20 protein-coding genes are annotated in these 17,312 nt (G+C 51.8%); 3 read left to right on the top strand and 17 right to left on the bottom strand.

What is annotated here, in order from left to right; translation table 11 throughout:
* Positions 1 to 36: 36 nt before the first annotated feature.
* The 15 genes from RB620_RS14240 to RB620_RS14170 form a co-directional block, all read right to left on the bottom strand.
* Entirely contained in the window at positions 37 to 687 is a 651-nt protein-coding gene (locus RB620_RS14240; RefSeq protein ID WP_308095323.1) for a FusB/FusC family EF-G-binding protein, read from the bottom strand.
* A gap of 292 nt (positions 688 to 979) precedes the next feature.
* Positions 980 to 1,891, bottom strand: a complete 912-nt coding sequence (locus tag RB620_RS14235; RefSeq protein WP_308095321.1) for an NAD(P)-dependent alcohol dehydrogenase — start codon at positions 1,889 to 1,891, stop codon at positions 980 to 982.
* A 147-nt stretch (positions 1,892 to 2,038) separates the two neighbouring features.
* A complete protein-coding gene (locus tag RB620_RS14230; protein ID WP_308095320.1) occupies positions 2,039 to 3,007 on the bottom strand; it encodes a quinone oxidoreductase family protein in 969 nt (322 codons plus the stop codon).
* Between the two features lie 477 nt (positions 3,008 to 3,484).
* Positions 3,485 to 4,018: a DinB family protein gene (locus RB620_RS14225; RefSeq protein WP_308095318.1), complete on the bottom strand. Its 534-nt coding sequence runs from the start codon at positions 4,016 to 4,018 to the stop codon at positions 3,485 to 3,487.
* A gap of 22 nt (positions 4,019 to 4,040) precedes the next feature.
* Positions 4,041 to 4,478 (bottom strand): hypothetical protein, encoded by a 438-nt coding sequence (locus RB620_RS14220; protein WP_308095317.1) that lies wholly within the window; start codon positions 4,476 to 4,478, stop codon positions 4,041 to 4,043.
* 25 nt (positions 4,479 to 4,503) lie between these two features.
* Positions 4,504 to 5,028: a YfiT family bacillithiol transferase gene (locus RB620_RS14215; RefSeq protein WP_308095315.1), complete on the bottom strand. Its 525-nt coding sequence runs from the start codon at positions 5,026 to 5,028 to the stop codon at positions 4,504 to 4,506.
* Between the two features lie 29 nt (positions 5,029 to 5,057).
* Positions 5,058 to 5,570, bottom strand: a complete 513-nt coding sequence (locus RB620_RS14210; RefSeq protein ID WP_308095314.1) for a hypothetical protein — start codon at positions 5,568 to 5,570, stop codon at positions 5,058 to 5,060.
* 28 nt (positions 5,571 to 5,598) lie between these two features.
* On the bottom strand, positions 5,599 to 6,261 hold the full coding sequence (locus RB620_RS14205; protein ID WP_308095312.1) for an HAD family hydrolase: 663 nt from the start codon (positions 6,259 to 6,261) through the stop codon (positions 5,599 to 5,601).
* Between the two features lie 16 nt (positions 6,262 to 6,277).
* Positions 6,278 to 6,652, bottom strand: a complete 375-nt coding sequence (locus tag RB620_RS14200) for a VOC family protein (RefSeq protein WP_308095311.1) — start codon at positions 6,650 to 6,652, stop codon at positions 6,278 to 6,280.
* A 37-nt stretch (positions 6,653 to 6,689) separates the two neighbouring features.
* Positions 6,690 to 7,505 (bottom strand): lipid II flippase family protein, encoded by an 816-nt coding sequence (locus RB620_RS14195; RefSeq protein ID WP_308095310.1) that lies wholly within the window; start codon positions 7,503 to 7,505, stop codon positions 6,690 to 6,692.
* Between the two features lie 23 nt (positions 7,506 to 7,528).
* Positions 7,529 to 8,095 carry a GNAT family N-acetyltransferase gene (locus tag RB620_RS14190; RefSeq protein WP_308095308.1) on the bottom strand — a complete coding sequence of 189 codons (567 nt, stop codon included), beginning with the start codon at positions 8,093 to 8,095 and terminating at the stop codon, positions 7,529 to 7,531.
* Positions 8,096 to 8,116: 21 nt separating this feature from the next.
* Positions 8,117 to 9,004 (bottom strand): AraC family transcriptional regulator, encoded by an 888-nt coding sequence (locus RB620_RS14185; RefSeq protein WP_308095307.1) that lies wholly within the window; start codon positions 9,002 to 9,004, stop codon positions 8,117 to 8,119.
* A gap of 38 nt (positions 9,005 to 9,042) precedes the next feature.
* Positions 9,043 to 10,305, bottom strand: a complete 1,263-nt coding sequence (locus RB620_RS14180) for an FAD-binding protein (RefSeq protein ID WP_308095306.1) — start codon at positions 10,303 to 10,305, stop codon at positions 9,043 to 9,045.
* Positions 10,306 to 10,440: 135 nt separating this feature from the next.
* Positions 10,441 to 10,914, bottom strand: coding sequence for a hypothetical protein (locus tag RB620_RS14175; RefSeq protein ID WP_308095304.1), 474 nt, complete (start codon positions 10,912 to 10,914; stop codon positions 10,441 to 10,443).
* A 160-nt stretch (positions 10,915 to 11,074) separates the two neighbouring features.
* Positions 11,075 to 11,674: a Gmad2 immunoglobulin-like domain-containing protein gene (locus tag RB620_RS14170; RefSeq protein WP_308095302.1), complete on the bottom strand. Its 600-nt coding sequence runs from the start codon at positions 11,672 to 11,674 to the stop codon at positions 11,075 to 11,077.
* Between the two features lie 182 nt (positions 11,675 to 11,856).
* Between RB620_RS14170 and RB620_RS14165 the strand changes: the two genes are divergently transcribed.
* The gene (locus RB620_RS14165; protein ID WP_308095301.1) at positions 11,857 to 12,693 is read left to right on the top strand and encodes a sugar phosphate isomerase/epimerase family protein; all 837 of its coding nucleotides are present in this window, start codon (positions 11,857 to 11,859) and stop codon (positions 12,691 to 12,693) included.
* Between the two features lie 94 nt (positions 12,694 to 12,787).
* Here RB620_RS14165 and tyrS read toward each other — a convergent pair whose 3' ends face one another.
* Positions 12,788 to 14,047 (bottom strand): tyrosine--tRNA ligase, encoded by a 1,260-nt coding sequence (tyrS, locus tag RB620_RS14160; protein ID WP_308095299.1) that lies wholly within the window; start codon positions 14,045 to 14,047, stop codon positions 12,788 to 12,790.
* Positions 14,048 to 14,454: 407 nt separating this feature from the next.
* Here tyrS and RB620_RS14155 point away from each other — a divergent pair, with 407 nt between their 5' ends.
* Positions 14,455 to 15,450 carry a DUF1835 domain-containing protein gene (locus RB620_RS14155; RefSeq protein ID WP_308095297.1) on the top strand — a complete coding sequence of 332 codons (996 nt, stop codon included), beginning with the start codon at positions 14,455 to 14,457 and terminating at the stop codon, positions 15,448 to 15,450.
* Position 15,451: 1 nt separating this feature from the next.
* On the opposite strand, the gene RB620_RS14150 is transcribed toward RB620_RS14155, so the two are convergent.
* Positions 15,452 to 16,270 carry a helix-turn-helix transcriptional regulator gene (locus RB620_RS14150; protein WP_308095295.1) on the bottom strand — a complete coding sequence of 273 codons (819 nt, stop codon included), beginning with the start codon at positions 16,268 to 16,270 and terminating at the stop codon, positions 15,452 to 15,454.
* A 164-nt stretch (positions 16,271 to 16,434) separates the two neighbouring features.
* Here RB620_RS14150 and RB620_RS14145 point away from each other — a divergent pair, with 164 nt between their 5' ends.
* The gene (locus tag RB620_RS14145) at positions 16,435 to 17,265 is read left to right on the top strand and encodes a phytanoyl-CoA dioxygenase family protein (RefSeq protein ID WP_308095293.1); all 831 of its coding nucleotides are present in this window, start codon (positions 16,435 to 16,437) and stop codon (positions 17,263 to 17,265) included.
* Positions 17,266 to 17,312 lie beyond the last annotated feature (47 nt).

Genomic DNA, 17,312 nt, shown 5'->3' with positions numbered 1-17,312 from the left:
GGCGCTCACCGGTAGGTGCGCGCCGCTTCCTTTTCCCTATGAACCGACGACCGCCTGAAGAAATTTCTCCAGCGCCGCGAGGTCCGTTATATTTTTGTTGCAGGCGCCGCTGTCTACGCACATATAGTTGCCGATGGCCATGTAATAATCCGGCGAAGCATTGGCCGGTCGTAACTTGGACACGGATGTGAACAAAGCGACCTCTTCATGCCTATTGCACAGGAAACATACGCCTTTCTTCGCGGGCGTAAACCTTCCTTCGATGCCCACGAATCGGCCATCCCGCTCATAGACGATATACATGCGGCCCGTGGCTACATCGGTCCATCCGACATACGTCACGAACCTATAGTCGATAGCCGCCAAATCGGGTAACTTCAATTTTTTGACCTTCGGGAACAATCGATTCGCCTGCTTCGCCGTCAAGGAGGGGAATTCTGCCATATACGGCTCAAACGATTGCAGGTAAAGCTGGAACTGTTCGGAGGTTCGAAGCACCGCGATCTGCTCGAGCAGGCCGAGCTGTTCCTCCGTCGCGTTCGGGAATGCTTCTATCGTTCTGGTCGTTGTGCTGTACCGCACCGCTTCGATGACTTTCGGATCGGCGACGGTCGCGCAGGCGCGCTCCAGCAAAGCCGCTTGCTTGCGAATGACGTTATATTGATGGTTTCTAATGAATGGTTGCATAGGATACAGCTCCTTATTTGTTTGTTTTGATCAAATAAGCAGCAGAGCCCATTCTTCGAAACGATAGCTTGTTCGATCGGGCGACTTCTGTTCCGATATCCCGTCCGCCCATGCAAAGTATCGCCCTAACCAACTAGGCTCTGCATGAGCTGCTTCTAGTTCCGGCAAACTGATTTGCCATATTTACCGACCACCTTTCGATTCCCATTATAAAAGGCGGCCGGCTCCCTTCGCAATTCATCAAACGATTATAACGAATTTCACCCGCGGACGGCCGTATATGCAGTGGCGCTCACCGTACCGTTATGACGACATTGCCTTTTTTCCGACCTTCCTGCACGTATCCGTGCGCTTCCGGAACTTGGTCAAGCGGATAACGCCTATCGATCGCCGGCCGATAAATTCCCGCCTCCATTAAACCGTTCATGTATGCCAAGTCTTGGGACAGCTCCTTGGCCATGCCCTGCCCTTCAACGGACACGAATGTCCCGTTCTGAGCCAGCGCGCTCTTGCAAGCAGCCTTTGACGTTTTCCCCACCGCATCGAAAATCAAATCGTACGGACCGCCGCTTGCCGCAAAATCCTCCTTGGTGTAATCGAAGACGCGACTGGCTCCAAGCGATTTCACCAATCCCATGTTCGCCGTGCTGCATACGCCCGTCACCTCCGCTCCAAGCGCAGCCGCGATTTGCACCGCTGCCGTTCCGACCGCTCCCGAAGCGCCGTAGATCAACACGCGTTGACCGCTGCCCAGCTTACCTTTGCGAAAAAAATGCAGAGCCGTCGTTGCCCCGAACGCTACGGCAGCCGCATCCTCGAACGAAACGTTCGCCGGTTTGACGGCCATGACGCCGGCTTCAGGCATGCAGGCATACTCGGCGTAAGCGCCGAACCTCATACCCGATAACCCGTACACCTGGTCACCCGGTTTGAATCGCGTGACCTGCTTTCCGACCGACTCGACCACGCCGGAGAATTCCACGCCCAGGATCGGCTGCCTTGGTTTCGTGAAACCGAGAACGATCCGCATCGGGATCCAATAAAGGGTTGGGCATTCGAAGCTCCGTGCTCTGCAATCGCCCGAGGTAACCGTCGTCGCGTGGATTTGGATCAATACCTCTTTGTCCTTAGGTGACGGTTTCTCGACATCCGCAAGACGAAGCACATCCGGCGAACCATAAGCCGTGCATACAATTGCTTTCATGGAATCCTCCTACACTTCAATTTTGCAATTCGTATAGTGAATCTGACTCCAAACCTGCAGCTGCTAAATTATGGTTTTAAGGTATTCATACATTGATTATAAGAAGCGCCGACCTTAAGCGTCAATAAAGTCGAGCTTGGACTGCCGCTAAGGACGAAGCAAAATTTTACCCGTGCTTGTCCGGCTTTCCAATAGCCGATGGGCCTCCGCGCCTTCGGACAGCGGGAAAATCGTCGGAGACTCCAATTTTAGCCGGCCGTCGCGGAGGAAGGCGAACAATTCATTCGCCCGTTCGATCCGCTCGTCCTTGCTCGTGACGTGGTTCCACAAATCTCCTCCCGTAAGCGTCTTGGACGAATCCATCAGCATCCGGGGATCGACATGCGGCGGGTCTCCGCCAGCCATGCCATAGAATACGACGGTTCCTCTCGGCCGTACGGCAGCGAAGCTCTCCATGAGCGTAACCCCAACCGAATCATAGGCGGCATGGACGCCTCCTCCTTCCATTGACCAACGTTTTACGGCGTCGGACCAGCCTTCCCGGTATAAAAGCACCTCGTCTGCCCCCGCTTCCAGTGCTTTTGCCCGCTTGTCGTCCGATGACGTAAGCCCAATGACGCGTGCGCCCTTCAGCTTGCATAGCTGCGTCAGAAGCTGTCCGACGCCGCCCGCTGCGGCATGAACGAGCACCTCGTCGTTCAGCTTCACGGAGTAACTGTCGTTCGTCAAATAATGGGCCGTTAACCCTTGGAGCAGCACGGATGCTGCTTGTTCAAACGAGATATGCTCAGGCAAAGGAATGATTCGCTCGAACGGCACACGCACGATCTCCGCATTGGCGAATGGCACATCGGCGAATGCAACGCGATCGCCGATCTGGATCCCTTTCACGCCTTGAGCTACCTCCGCGACAATTCCCGATCCTTCATAACCCAAAATAAACGGAGGTTTGCCCTCCAAATGATAATGCCCTTTACGGCGATACACATCCGCGAAATTAAGCCCGATGGACGCCGTTTGGACCAGCACCTCTCCCTCGGAAACCTTAGGCCGCGGCAGCTCGGCGTATTTTAATACTTCCGGGCCGCCGAATTGTTCGAATATCAATGCTTTCATAGGTTGAAGGCAACCCCTCTCTTATCGTCGATGACTTCATTCATGCCCATTATGTACGCTTCCGATAATCGGTTTCCACTTATTAACCCACGAAAAACGACCCTCATCTCCGATAACGGGGAATGAAGGCCTTCGTTGGTACGACTGTTTCAGTAGACTGCTAGTTCGCTCGCCCCGAAGTTACCTTAACCATTCGTTGATCTAACGGAACTCCGTGCTCTTATTACGCGATTTTGAGCCTCTATGGATATCTAACGGAACTCCGCGCTTTTATTCTATTGAAAATGACGTTTTTCAGGCTAAGAATCATAAATAACGCCTTATGCATCCGTTAGATTTTCAAATTGAACTAAATGAGCCGAATAACGGCAACTGATTCCGTTAAAATGCAAGAACAATGGCTTTCTTGTCTGCGCCACTCGCAGCTCGCAGCGTGCGGTCGGACTATGCTGGTGTCACCATACTTCTAGGTTCTTTCTACTCGCTCGTTAAACCGGACAACGTATAACGTTCCTTGATTACGTTCATATGATGAAGCTCGTGGCCCGCAATGATATAAGCAAGCGCGTTCACCGTTACATCTTTGCCGTTCGCATTGCCCCTTCTGGACCATGCTTCCTCCGGCAATGTGCGGAGCAACGACAGCGTGGATCGGCGAGTGCTCTCGTACCTTTCGATCAGATCGGGCAGAGGAACGGAATCGAACATCGCCGTCGGGATATACGGATCTTGGTCAAATCCCGCAAGCTGGGTTGTATCTCCTCTTGCGATACGCAGCAGGCGGTAGCTCATAATCGCTTCGGTATCGACAATGTGACCCAGCACTTCCTTCAAGCTCCACTTATCAGCGCCATACCGGTATAACGCCTGCTCTTCGGACAACGAGGACCAATAGGTGATCATCGGTTCAAAATTGCCCTTCAGTTGTTCAAGAATATCCCCTTCCGGGACTTGACGAACATAATTTTCGTAATACGATGCGTACTCATCGGTTCCTGGTCGTTTTGTCATATGGATCTCGCATCCTCTCTTATTACTTGATTTCATCCTCAAAAGCACGTTCGCTCGTTTCCCATTCGATTTGGATATTAAGCCGATCCTTTTCGATGGCATCAAGAGCCGAATAACCTTCACCGTCCTGAATCAAATCGTATTCGATCAGAAACTCGCCTGATTCCTTGCCCTTCGCGGGTTCAAACTCGGTCACGACCTGCGTCCCTAAGGAAGTGCCTTGCGCAAAAACGATTTTTTTAACGTGATCGAGGTCGTTAGGATCGCCTAAATAGGCGTATCGGATTTGGAAATAACGTTTGCCGTTCCGCTCCAATACCGTATTGTCGACTACAGCTTTCCAGTACTCCCCTTCCGATTCGAAAATCGTGCGACGCTCGCGACGCTCGGGTTCAGCTTCGTTCGAACAGGCGCATAACAACGAAAGCATGATCATGATCATCCCTATCGACCGTTTCATGAAGGCCGCCTCCTTGTATGGCGATTCACCATTCCATTCTTTTTACAAAAGATTCGATCTGCGATATATGATGTTTGTTATGCCATACGAACCTTTGCAAGGCTATGTCCAATGTGATGCTTCCTAATAACGGAGTGGTTAGTTTCCGTTCAAAATCGGTAGGTCGCAGCCTTGTGAGCAGGATGACGAATCGTTGATGCAAGGCTTCCAGAAGGAGGATCGAAAGTTCGACAGGCGTATGAGTGTAGTCTACGAGTTCGGCAAACAGATCCTCTCGGTAGGAGCTGGCCAGCGGTTCGGCTTCAGTGAGCGCCCTCTTGAACCTCAGATAGGCGTTCATATCGTTGTCGGCCATATGATGAATGATCTGTTTGATGGTCCATCCATCGGGGCGATAAGGAACATTGAATTGCTCCGGTCGAAGGCCGCCGATTTTGCTCCTCAATGAGTTGACGATTTGTGAGCATTCGTGTATCCAAGTCGCTCTCTCTTCGTGGGAAGAAACGCTAATCGGTTGAAACGAGCCTATCGGAAATCGAATATCATCCAATTTTCGTATCCCCCCCTTCCTGCTTCGAATTATTCGACGTAAATGACATGTTCATCTAACTCATCTTTGCTCACATAATCGGCGGATAACCATTCATAATGAACAAGACCGATCAACTCGGCAAACGCAAATGCCGGCGATTGATCAAAATCAAAATCCTTTAAATCAAATAGGCCTTCAAGGTCAGCCGTCGAATTCCCTTGATTGATCACTAATTCCTTAATGAGATCAAGATCGAATAGCTCCTTCCGGATTTGAATATCATCCGTCCAATCGCATGTGTAATCAAATACAATCTCGTCTTTATTAAAGATCCGCAGCTCCCACCCGTGGTCTTCGGCATGCGAATAATGGACCAGCATCCCAGGGTTGCAAGAGATGACCGATTCACTGATATCGAAGGCTGGACCTTCGATCAAAAACGTTACCCATCCATTGGTTTCTTCAAACACAAAACCCGTATTACCCGAATCTCGGATTAGCTTCACAACCTGATTCCGATCATCCGTCTTCAGATGATAACTTGCGCTGAATTCGCTCATTTTACATCCCCCTTACGACTTTTGAATCTTAGATCAGCTCCAACAATTCGGATAGTTGATCGATGGTGTATACAGGACTTGCCGTTAAGCCTTCCTTCCACGGATGATTGACCTTGATCCAGATCGTTTGCATCCCGATTCTAGCGGCGCCTTCCATATCGTTCACGGGATGATCCCCAACGTACAAACATTGTTCGGAGCTTAACCGGAGCCTGTCGAGCGCCATTTCGAAAATTTTCGGATCGGGTTTCTTTACGCCGGCTTCTTCCGACACGATGATCAGATCAAAGAGATCTCTAATGCCTAACCGATCGATTTTTCCATATTGAATGGCGTTTCTTCCGTTGGTAATCAGTCCCGTTCGGTACTTCGTTCTAGCGTGGGCAATGACTTCACTTGCATGGCTCATCAATACGGCGCTATTCACGTATTCCGCCCGATAAAAGTCCATCAACTCGTTGACGGGTGGTTTCGATTTCCAAGGCAGCTCTTCGATTAATTCGGCGAATAAAACGTTTTTGTCCTTGTATCCATCCTCGTCCAGTTCAACGATCCGATCAAAAAGCTCATTCGTCGACTCCAAATGATTAAAATACCTGTTCAGCAGCAATCTCGTAAAATGTCCAAAAGTGCTCGTTCGATCCAGCAGCGTATTATCCAAATCGAAGAGAACCGCTTTTATCGCGTTCATAGGTGGGTTACCTCCTTCATAGATCATGTAATTGGATGACGCCCCACATGTTGCCGTTTAAATCGATAAATTTCAAAACCCATCCGAAACCTTCGTCCTGGAAAAAGGTTATCTCAACGTCGATCCGTTTAAGATTTTCATGGAGCTGATGAATATGCTGCGTTCGATAGAGGAGAACCGGCATAAGTTGTCCGTTATGTATAAAGTTCGCTTTCGATTCGTCCTTCGTTTCCCATAACATGAGCATCGGACCTTCAGGCAGGGTCAGAAAAGCATGTTGATCTCTTTCCGATTTCCCCCGTAACGAAAATCCCAGATGCTCCACATACCATTCAACCGACTTGCTTAAGTCTTTAACGGGAATTTGCATATGCTCCAACTTCTCTAGCATGCTTATCATCATCCTCTCATGAATAGGATTACTCCAATCATATGAAACCGACTATCCAATAAATCCAATAGGACGCCGGAAGAAAAACGAGCTGAGCCAGCAACGTTCCTGCCAATCTTGAGATCATCAATAACCCGAACACCTTGCCTAGTCTGGTTTTTTCTTTTTCGTTTTTTAATGCCTTGTCCGTGAGCAGCGCGATTTTGGGATCGATGATGATGGTAAGAATAATCGTGGCAATGCCGTTGATCAAGCCGGAAGCTTGCGAAGCCGCCATGCTATTCTCCGAATTCAAGAACGAGGCGTATAGGGATGACATGACCCCCGTCGTAAAGATGGCGGTTACGAAACAGTTTAGCAATAGAAGCCGTTTCGGTATCCCGTAGATTCGTAATGAACTTAACATTCGGAATGTAGGGGCTTTGATTAACGATTTGGCGCTTTTGATTTGATTGAAGCCCACGGTCGTCATTAATCGCGGGATCGAGCCCGCCTCTTCGAACCTCGCAATTAATCTGGCAGCTATAAACACCGCGGTAGGAAAAAGGATGATCGCAATGATCGTCCCTATCGAAGAAGCTCCCAGTATCATTCGAAAATAAGCTTCGATTGGATAATCCATATTGTCTCTTGCTTCATCCACCATATTGCCGGTTATCGGAGCTTGTATTAAATTCGACGTTCTGGAGACGAGAACAACGATTCCCGAGAGCGATAAAGCAACGGCGTATTTCCCTACCCTAACCCCTGCATATCGAATGGAATAGGACAGCGTGTCCGAAGCGTGAATGAGTACGGTAAGTATCATGACGAAAATCAAGCTTATCGGAATAGTAGTCACTTCCTTAAGCAAGCGGTTAACCCTTGCATGATCGTTTACTCTTCCAAAAACCCTTCTAACCGATGCGAAACGGCTTCCCATTCATCTGGAATGATGCTGTAAATGATGTAGTCCAAGTTGTGGTACTTCTTTCTTAAGACCCCTTCTTTTACGGCGCCTAGTCTTTCTATCGCTCTCTGAGATCTTTTGTTATCAGTGCTCGTTACAATTTCCACTCTGTTTACTTGAAGGATTTCAAAAGCATATTTCAACATCAAATATTTGGTTTCCGTGTTTACTCCGGTTCTCCAAACCTCGGGAGCGTACCAGGTTGATCCGATATTCAGGTTATTGTTCGCTTCCGAGATTCTTAAATATCGAGTGGATCCTACAAACTTGCCTAGTTCTTTGTCAAAGACGGCAAACGGATATTGTTCATTTCGTTCGCGTCCTTCCAATGCCTTCGATACAAAACTCTCCATATCGGCAAAGGTTTCGATCGTAATCGGATAATGCGCCCAAATCTCCGGCGCCTGCGCCGCTTCGAAAAGCGGATGCGTATGCGCGCGCTCCAACGGGACTAATTTAACTCTTTTTCCTTCGAGACTTGTAAAAGAGAACATGTTATCCCTGCCTTTAACGGTTTAGCGCCGCCTTGCCGCGGTCGGCGTCATGCCTTTGTACTGCTTGTACATTCTCGTAAAATAATTGGCATTCTCGCACCCGACTTTAAGCGCGATTTCGCCGACGGTTGCCTGGGTCGTCAGCAGCATGCGCTCCGCCTCGTTCGCCCGGCAGACGTTGACGTATTCGATGAAGGTCCGTCCCGTCAGCTTTTTGAATTGTTTGCAGAAGTGGAATGGATCCAGCCGCACGATCTCCGCCCCCTGACGGACGGAAAGCTTCTCCGCGTAATTTTCGCCGATCCAGTCAATGAGCAGCTTGAAGCGGTCCATGTTCGCAAAAAACGGCTCTGCTTTCCTTGACGCAGGCTGCGCATGCTCGCTGTGGCGAACCAAAAGCACGAATAGGGCATATAATTTCGCTTTGACGACGAGCTGATGGCCTTCCTCCTTATGCGCAAGCTCCTCGATTATGTCTTCCAATCCGGATCGGTATCGATCTCCCCAAGCCTCTTGCGCCGGGATGATGAGAGGGAATTGAGCAAGCCCCGTCAAGTAGGGCACCGCGAGCCGGGCATGAACCGGATCATTCACCCATTCATTGAACAACGACGCGTTAAATACGATGCAATCATAGGCCACGTCGCCGTCGGCTTGCGCATATCCGACATGCAAGCTTCCGCCGGGAAGCAGCAGCATATCGCCTGGACCTGCCTCAACCGGACGGCTGTCGATATGGAAGATCGCTTTCCCTCGCCTGATCATGATCCATTCCAAATGTTCATGCCAGTGCAAATAAAGAACGCACTCTCCCGCCAGCTTGCTCTCGGCTTTATTCCGGAACAGCTGGATCGGGTACGACTTCTGCCGCAGCCGCGTATTTTCCCACAATTCATTCGGATAGCTCATTTACGATCACCGCCGCAAGCATCTATTTCGATATTTGATCAATCCAAAATATAACGTTCCAAATACTCGTTCCGGAATTTCCCCTGCGGATCGCAGCCCCGGATGAGCTCCCTGAAATCCGGAAGTTTCTCGTAGAGCGGCTGCAGCCGCTCGGCTGTCATCGCGAACAGCTTGCTCCAATGCGGTCGCGCACCTAGCGGAGCAAGCTCCTCCTCGATCATGGGCAATACACGGCTAACCGCTGCCGGGTCCGGCTTCCATGTAAAATGGATGGCGACTGAATCCTGCTTGTAACATGGACTCATCCACAGATCGTCGGCGGCGATCGTTCGAACCTCCGACACGTAGAGCAGCGGGGATATGTGCGCCCGCAGCCGTTCGATTCCGCGAAGTGCCCGATAAGCATCCTCTCTGGCAACAAAATATTCGCTCTGCAGCTCTTCGCCGGCACTTGGCGTAAAGTCCATCCGGAAATGCGGAAGGCGTTCATGCCATGAGCCTTCGATTCCCAGCTGCTCGCTGCAATTGTCCGCCGCGTAACCCGGCACCGGGTGCATGTTCGCGCCGGCGAGCGTTGCGCCGTGATATTCCGGCGTTGCATGGACGAGCGACGGATCCGTCAGCAACCTTTTGATCCATACCTGATTGAACTCAGGCTTCTTCCAATCCGAGAATAAGCTGACGCTATAACCGCCGGAAACTATCGCTTCGAAATGCTCTTCCAGCTTCGATAGAGGCAAATTCTCATAGACGTGTTGGGCCATCCGATAGGACGGTACGACATTCAGCGTCAGCTTCGTCACGACGCCAAGCGCGCCGAGACCGACGACTGCCCCGGCCAGTTCCCCGTCTTGTTGATCGCGGGAGAACATGATCGTTTCCCCGTCTCCCTTGACAATCTCGATGGCATGCACAGCCGTCGCCAGATTGCCGTTCCGGTCTCCGGAGCCGTGCGTAGCCGTCGCGCACGCGCCAGCTATCGTAATGTGCGGCAACGAAGCGAGATTATGAAGGGCGTACCCGTTTTCGTAGAGATAGCCGCATAACTCACCGTACCTGATTCCGCCTTCGACCGTTACCCTATGATTCTCGCGATCCAACGCGATGACTCGATTTAACCGTTCGAGCGAGAGATGCGAGGCTTTCGTATCCCCGATTCCGTTAAACGAGTGGCGAGTGCCGAGTACCTTGATCCGATTGCTTCGGGCAACCAGCTCTTGAACCTGTTCGATGCTCTCCGGAACAAGGCATTCCGCAGCGCTATACGTGTAATTGCCAGCCCAGTTACGATCATATCCCACGGTGATTAACTCCTTTGAAATGGTTGTATGAAAATCGTTCGAACCTATTAATATCTCTTTCCAGTTTAGCTTAGATTACGATCCTTGTCCTCAAAAACCGCATCGGTGACTAAGCCAGTTGATCCCTTCCTCCCATTAGAAAGAACCTCCGCAAACTAACTTATTCCATTCTTCCAATTCCGGGATCGCTCCCTGCTTGATGCCAGGCGGGGTTATCGCGCAAACTTGTTTAGGCATGCCGCCCGGTCCGAATGTAAGTATGGCTTGCGTGGTTATCGATTTCCCGTCTATCTCGAAGATCAGATCGGCGTGTCCCGTGCTGAAGCTGCCGTCGTCATATTCGGCTCTCACATTTTGATAGGCTGCAAGCTGAAAACCTTGCCCGTCATGCAGCTTTCGCATATCGGATACCCAGTTGTCGTAGCCGATTGACCCGCCAAACAACGTAACGGCTTCATCGAATTTTTGCGACTGGATGCACTCCAAAAACGCTTCGGTTTTCTTTTTGATGGCAGGCGGATTCCACCACGTCCCATAAGCCTGGTAGCCAATAAAGGCAAAAACCCATATCAAGAGCAATAAAATGCCTGCCTTTATTACGATCTTCATCGTTTGCCTCCATTTTCCTTCTTTCGATTTACATATTACTCCATATGAGTAACGTTTTCTAGGAATGGATAGTTGCGAACGAAGGGTTGCATAACCAGAAATACCGTCCTTAAACGGACAAAGGAGCCCGTCAAGGCTCCCTTCACCATTATCATTTCATTCAAGGCCCGAACGTTTCCAGCGGAATGCTCAGCACGTTGATTCGGCTGCCGTCCTTGGCGCTGTATTCGAACAACTCCAACGTTAAAGTACCGTTCGCCGGCAGCTTTTCCGGCGGAATGACAATATCGAGCGTGAACGGCGACCAGGCGGGGGCGCCTTCATCCAGCATGTGATGGTTTTCAAGCAAATAGTTGTGTCCGTCCTCGACCGAGTAGTTCATTACCGCTTCGAATACTCTGCCTTCGCCCGATACGATGTATTGGCCGCCCGAGCCGCTGACCCTAATGTTGCAAAAGGCGTTGTTGCACGGCGACGGCACGTGCCCGGATTGGATGACGACGCGTCTCCGGGCTTCGTCCCATATGACGGATGCGCCAAGCATGTCGCCGACCGCCCTTAGCGGTACGTAGGTATTTCCTTTGTAATTCAATATCGGCAATTGCGAATCCGAATACGTCGCTCCGTCAACAACAATCGGATACGTGGCCTCCGTTAGCGAATACGTCGTCTTCTGCGTCGCGGCCATCGTTGGCAAAGCCGTCATCAGCAAACCTCCCATCGCCAATCCGATCAAGAAACCTCTATATTTTTTAATCATGCCGGCACCTCGCTTTGAGCATTTTGGCCGCACGGGCCCTACTTCATCCTATGCCGAGCGGGAGCCATCCCATGAGTATTGCCACAATCGCATATAAACAAAGTAAATCGTCGGCTTGTATTGATTAGCTTCAAGGTCTACGCTGGATGTATAACGTTCAACAGAATTGGAGTGTGATCAAAATGTTTCGTCAACGTTTATCGATCAGCAGCTGGAGTCTTCATCGGTGTTTGGGCCCGTTGCGCTGGACCGTCTGGGATGAATCGATTAAGACGCAGGCCGTTGCCGCGGACGAGCAGCCCGCCAATTTCACCTTGCTCGAATTGCCGGCCATCGCTTCATCAAAGGGGCTCGTTTATTTGGAGCTTTGCCATTTCCATTTCCCTTCGCGCGAAGAGACGTATTTGAGCTCGCTGAAACAAGCGTTCGGGGACGCAGGAGTAACGTTCCATACGCTGCTCGTCGATTATGGTGACATCTCGTCGCCGGATCCCGTTCGCAGATTGTCCGATATTCATTATCTAAAAGGTTGGGTGGATACGGCTGCGCAAGCGGGAGCTTCCGCCGTGCGGATCGTCGCGGGTGAGCAGCCTGCGGGAGACGAAGCGGCTATCGCGAGAAGCATCGAGGCGCTGCGCGAATTAGGCGATTACGCGGCAAGCAAGGATGTCCGCATCGTCACGGAGAACTTCTGCGAGTTGACTTCTACCGTGAACAGTTGGTCAGCCGTTATGGACGGCGCCGGCGATTCCATCGGCACGATCGTGGATTTCGGCAACCTCGCCAAACACGAGAAAGAAGAGGGGATTCGGTTCGGAGCGCCGTCCGCCCATTCCTTCCATGCCAAACCCGATTACAAGGAAGACGGCTCCATCAACGAGGAATCGTTGCTGAAGCTGCTCCACATCGCCGCTCAAGCGAACGCGGACGCGCCGGTATCCGTCATTTTCGATCAAGAAGGTGACATGTGGGAAGGCATCGAGCGCATTAAAGCGGTTATTCTGTCCGGCGAAAACTAAAAAACCGTTGCCAACGGGTTGATCAGCATGCGAAAAAAACTCCCCTTTCTTCCGTTCGGAAGCAGGGGAGTTTCGTGTTAACCGGCTAGGATCCTTAAGACATTTTCACCAAGCTGTAGCTTTTCTTGCCTTTGCGAATAATAATGAACCGGCCTCCGATCGCTTGGCCCGCGGACACTTCAAGTGCCAGATCGGTGACGCGTTCGCCGTTCATCGAGATGGCACCGTTCGTAATGTCTTCGCGCGCTTGGCGCTTGGACGGCTCGATACCAAGGTCGACGAGCCAGTCGACGATGTTTTTGGCTTCCGAGGTCGCTTCGAACGTCGGCATTTCCTTGAAGCCTTGCTCGATTTCGTCAGCCGTAAGCGACTGGATGTCTCCGGTGAACAAAGCCGCCGTAATGCGCAGCGCCTGCTGCAGCAGCTCTTCCCCGTGCACGAATCTCGTCATTTCTTCGGCCAGCTTCTTCTGGGCTTCGCGTTTATGCGGCTCGGACTGCACCTTCTCCGCCAGCCCGTCGATTTGTTCCTTGGACAGGAAGGTAAAGTATTTCAAGTATTTCACGACGTCGCGGTCGTCGGTATTCGCCCAGAATTGGTAAAATTCGAACGGCGTCGTTTTGTTCGGATCAAGCCAGATTGCTCCGCCGGCCGTCTTGCCGAATTTCGTGCCGTCGGCTTTCAGCATGAGCGGGATCGTGAGACCAAACGCCTTGGCTTCGCTTCCTTCCTTCTTCCGGATCAGGTCCAGACCGCTCGTAATGTTGCCCCATTGGTCGGAACCGCCGATTTGCAGCTGTACGTCTTCATGCTGGTACAAGTGCAGGTAGTCGAGCGACTGCAAAATTTGGTACGAAAACTCGGTAAACGAAATGCCGCTCTCCAGCCTGCTCGACACGACGTCCTTCGCGAGCATCGTGTTGATGCTGAAATTTTTCCCGTAGTCGCGCAGAAATTCGATGACGTTGATTTTGTGCGTCCAGTCGTAGTTGTTGACCATCCGGATATTGTTGTCGCCGTCGGTGACGAACAGCTTCCGAAGTTGCGCGGTCAGCGCGTCGACGTTCTCCTGGATTTGCTCCAGCGTCTGCAAGGAACGTTCCGACGTCCGGCCGCTAGGATCGCCGATCGTCCCCGTCGCTCCCCCGATCAGAATGACCGGACGATGGCCGGCCAGCTGGAACCGCTTCAGCACCATGAACGGGATCAAGTGGCCGATATGCATGCTGTCGCCCGTTGGGTCCACGCCGCAGTAGAGCGAGACCGCCTTTTCGTTCGTCAGTTCGCGGAGTCCTTCCGCGTCGGTCTGTTGATTGATGGCGTCGCGCCATTCGAGTTCGTCGATAATGTTCATTTCGGTTACGCTCCTTCATTGGGTTCATTCTGCCTAAACAAAAAAACGCCCCTTGTCTAAAAAGACATAGGGACGATCGTTAACCGTGTTACCACCCAAATTGCACTTGCATCGCGATTGAATCGCGGCGTACGTGCCACTCGCGGCGAGATATCGTTCGCCATTCCGCCCGGCATTACCCGAGATGCTCCAGAGTGTATTTCGCGGGACTTAATGTGTGCCGGGTTCCATCGCCCCCCGGCTTTCTGAGACAGGGATTAAGCCGCTACTGCGCTCGTTCGTCGCATATTGCATATCAGATTACAGCAAGTATAGAGAATGGACCATCGAATGTCAACCGTTCGGATGGAAGTCGGCGCGAGATCGTTTATAATACGGTTAGAAAAAAGAACGAAGGAGGCAGCGACATGCTTCACATTGTCAATGGCGACTCGGTCGGCGATAAACTAAAGCAAGGCGGCATCGAAGGGGATATTCTTGTCTGGCGCGAAGTCTATACGGCCGGTCCGGTATTTCCCGATATGGCAGAAAGCCGCTCGCGACTAACGCGAGCCCAATTCATGGAACAGGCTTTCGGCGTTCCGCTGAATGATTATATCGCGATTTCCGGGGCGCAGGAACAAACGCTTCGGCAATACAAGAGCCACGACGAAATCGTATTATGGTTCGAATACGATCTGTTCGATCAGACGATGCTGAGCCAGCTTCTTCACTACTTCTCGGGACAGCAGCTTGGCGATACGAAGCTGAATCTGCTATGCCTCGGCTCATTCCCGGGTATCCCGGATTTCCGGGGACTCGGTCAATTGACTGCCGAACAATTAATGTCCCTGACAGGGACATGGAAGCTCCTAGGAAGCGAGGAGCTTGAACTCGGGCGCAAGGTTTGGGAAAGTTATGCCTCGCCGGATATCGAGGAACACAACCGGATGCTCCAAGCGGATTTATTCCGGCTGCCCTTCATGCGAGCCGCGCTCGAAGCCCACTTGTCGAGGCTGCCTTCCGTCCATAACGGGCTTGGCAGCATCGAGCAAGCAACGCTGGAAGCCGCGGCAAGCGGTATCGGCAGCCCTTACGAGCTGTTCGATTATGTGGGGGGCCGCCTCCATTCGCTTGGCATAGGCGATCTGGAATATTGGCTTCGTCTAGCGAAGCTGACGGAGCAGCCGGAGCCGCTCCTGCATAAGGAAGGTTCATCTAGCTTCCCCGACTTTCACGGGCATCCGCCCGAGTTCAAGGAGAGCTTCTTCACGTTAACGGAGCTTGGCCGCCGAACGCTTGCCGGAGAAGCGGATTGGACCGAGCATTTCAGAATAGATGAATGGCTGGGCGGCTTCCGCCTTCGAAGCGGATCCCCATGGCGATGGGACACGTCGCGCCGCGCGGTTGTCCGTTCGGAATAAGTTACTTTTGGGCATCGGATCTATTCGTCCTTGCTTCGGATGGAGCATACCCGTAATATCGCTTGAACAGCTTGCTAAACGTATAAATATCCGAGTAGGCCAGCGCCTCGGCTACCTCCGTGACGGTCATGGCCGTCTCTGTCAGCAAGTGGACCGCCCTCTCCATTCTCAGCTTCGAGATCGTCTCCTTGAGCGTAAGTCCGGTATGCCGCTTCATGAGGAAGCTGACATAACGGGAGGTTAGACCCGCCGAAGCAGCCAGAACCTCATAATCGATCGTTTCCGACAAGCGGAACCGAATCTCGTTATGAACTTGCTGGATCAACCGGTCAACATAATAGTGTCGCGCAGGCTCATGCCGCTTATCCTTTTCCCTGTGCCAGCGGGTCAGGATCAGCTTAAGCAGCAGGTCGAACTCGGCTTCTTCTCCGGACTTCTGGTTCGTCGCCATATCGACGAGCTGGTGCAGGAGCGGCTCCATCCGGTAGGTGTCCCTGATGCGGACGCATCGGTCTTCGGGCATGGGAGACGGCGAGGTTTCTTCGATTTTCGCATGGCCGTTCGAGACCCTAAAGTGGCAATACAGAACGGTCAGCGGATCATCTGGATGCTGGCTTGCCCTGATTTCGTCACCGGGATGCAAAATAAAACAATCGCCCGGCCGAATGTCGTACAAGACCCGGTTAATCCGCATTTCGCCTTTTCCTTTGACGGCGTACCAGAGATCGTAATCCGGGAGCGGCGCCGGCTGCCAAGACCAATTCGGTTCGCATCTGGCTTTGCCGCTGGTACCACTTAACGAAAAAAATCGACCCTCCAACGACCATCTCCGATCATCGCTTTCATCGCTTTCGCGCATCCTTGTCACCAGCCTTTATTAGCAATAAAGTCCAAATTAAAAAGTCACGCTTCCATTCCTCTATCGTATGTCCTCTGTTACCTTAATAGCAAGAGGCATGAAGTCATAACAAGGAGGAATGGACAATGAAGCAACCCCATTTGAGTTCGGAACAAATCAATGCCGTCATGTATCGATACAATCAAGTGCATGTAAGTCTAAACGGATGCGGAGAGCTGAAGGAAGAGCATTTCGCGCAATACAAACAATCGGGGTTCCTCGCCGTCGAAGGCGTGCTGGATGAGCTTGAAGTCCGCCAATCGCTGCAGGCGATCATGGATTTGCTGCTTGTCGATCGGAAAGGAGCCCGACTGCAATTCACCAAGCCGGAGAAGGAGCTGCGCACGCCGGAAGATCGCGAACTGGCGATACGGAAAATCTCCGAATTCGTGGATTGCGAGGAACGTCTGCGCCGGATCGCTTATCATCCCGACATTATCGGCACGATTCGGCGAATATTCGGAGAGGAGCCCAAGCTGATCCAGGACATGGCGCTGCTGAAGCCGCCGCATGGCGGGGGCGAGAAGCCTTGGCATCAGGATATGGCTTACGGCAGCTTAACGTATACGAAATCGGCTATCGGCGTTTGGATCGCGCTTGACGAGGCGGCGGCCGACAATGGTTGCATGCACGTCATTCCCGGTTCCCATCAGGAAGGCGCCACCCCGCATTACGCCGTGCGGGACTGGCAGCTGTGCGATTCGCAAGTGCCGGTGAACCGCGATGTCATCGTCCCGTTGAAGCCGGGGGGTATCTTGTTCTTCCACGGCATGTTATATCACGGCACGCCTTCCAACCTTTCCGCTCTTCGGCGCCGTGCGCTGCAATTCCACTACGTCCCTGCCTCGGCAGAGAAGGTATCCCCGCAAGAATATAAGCGAATGTTCACGAACGAGATGACTGGCGCGGAATGTTAGCATAGCAACGGATGAACAGCGAAGCGCATTTTGTTCCGAAAAAAAGC

The sequence above is a fragment of the Paenibacillus sp. LHD-117 genome, assembly GCF_030929555.1.
GTDB lineage: Bacteria > Bacillota > Bacilli > Paenibacillales > Paenibacillaceae > Pristimantibacillus.
The sequence above is the reverse complement of the archived record's forward strand: the minus strand, read 5'-3'. Positions and strand labels throughout refer to the sequence as shown.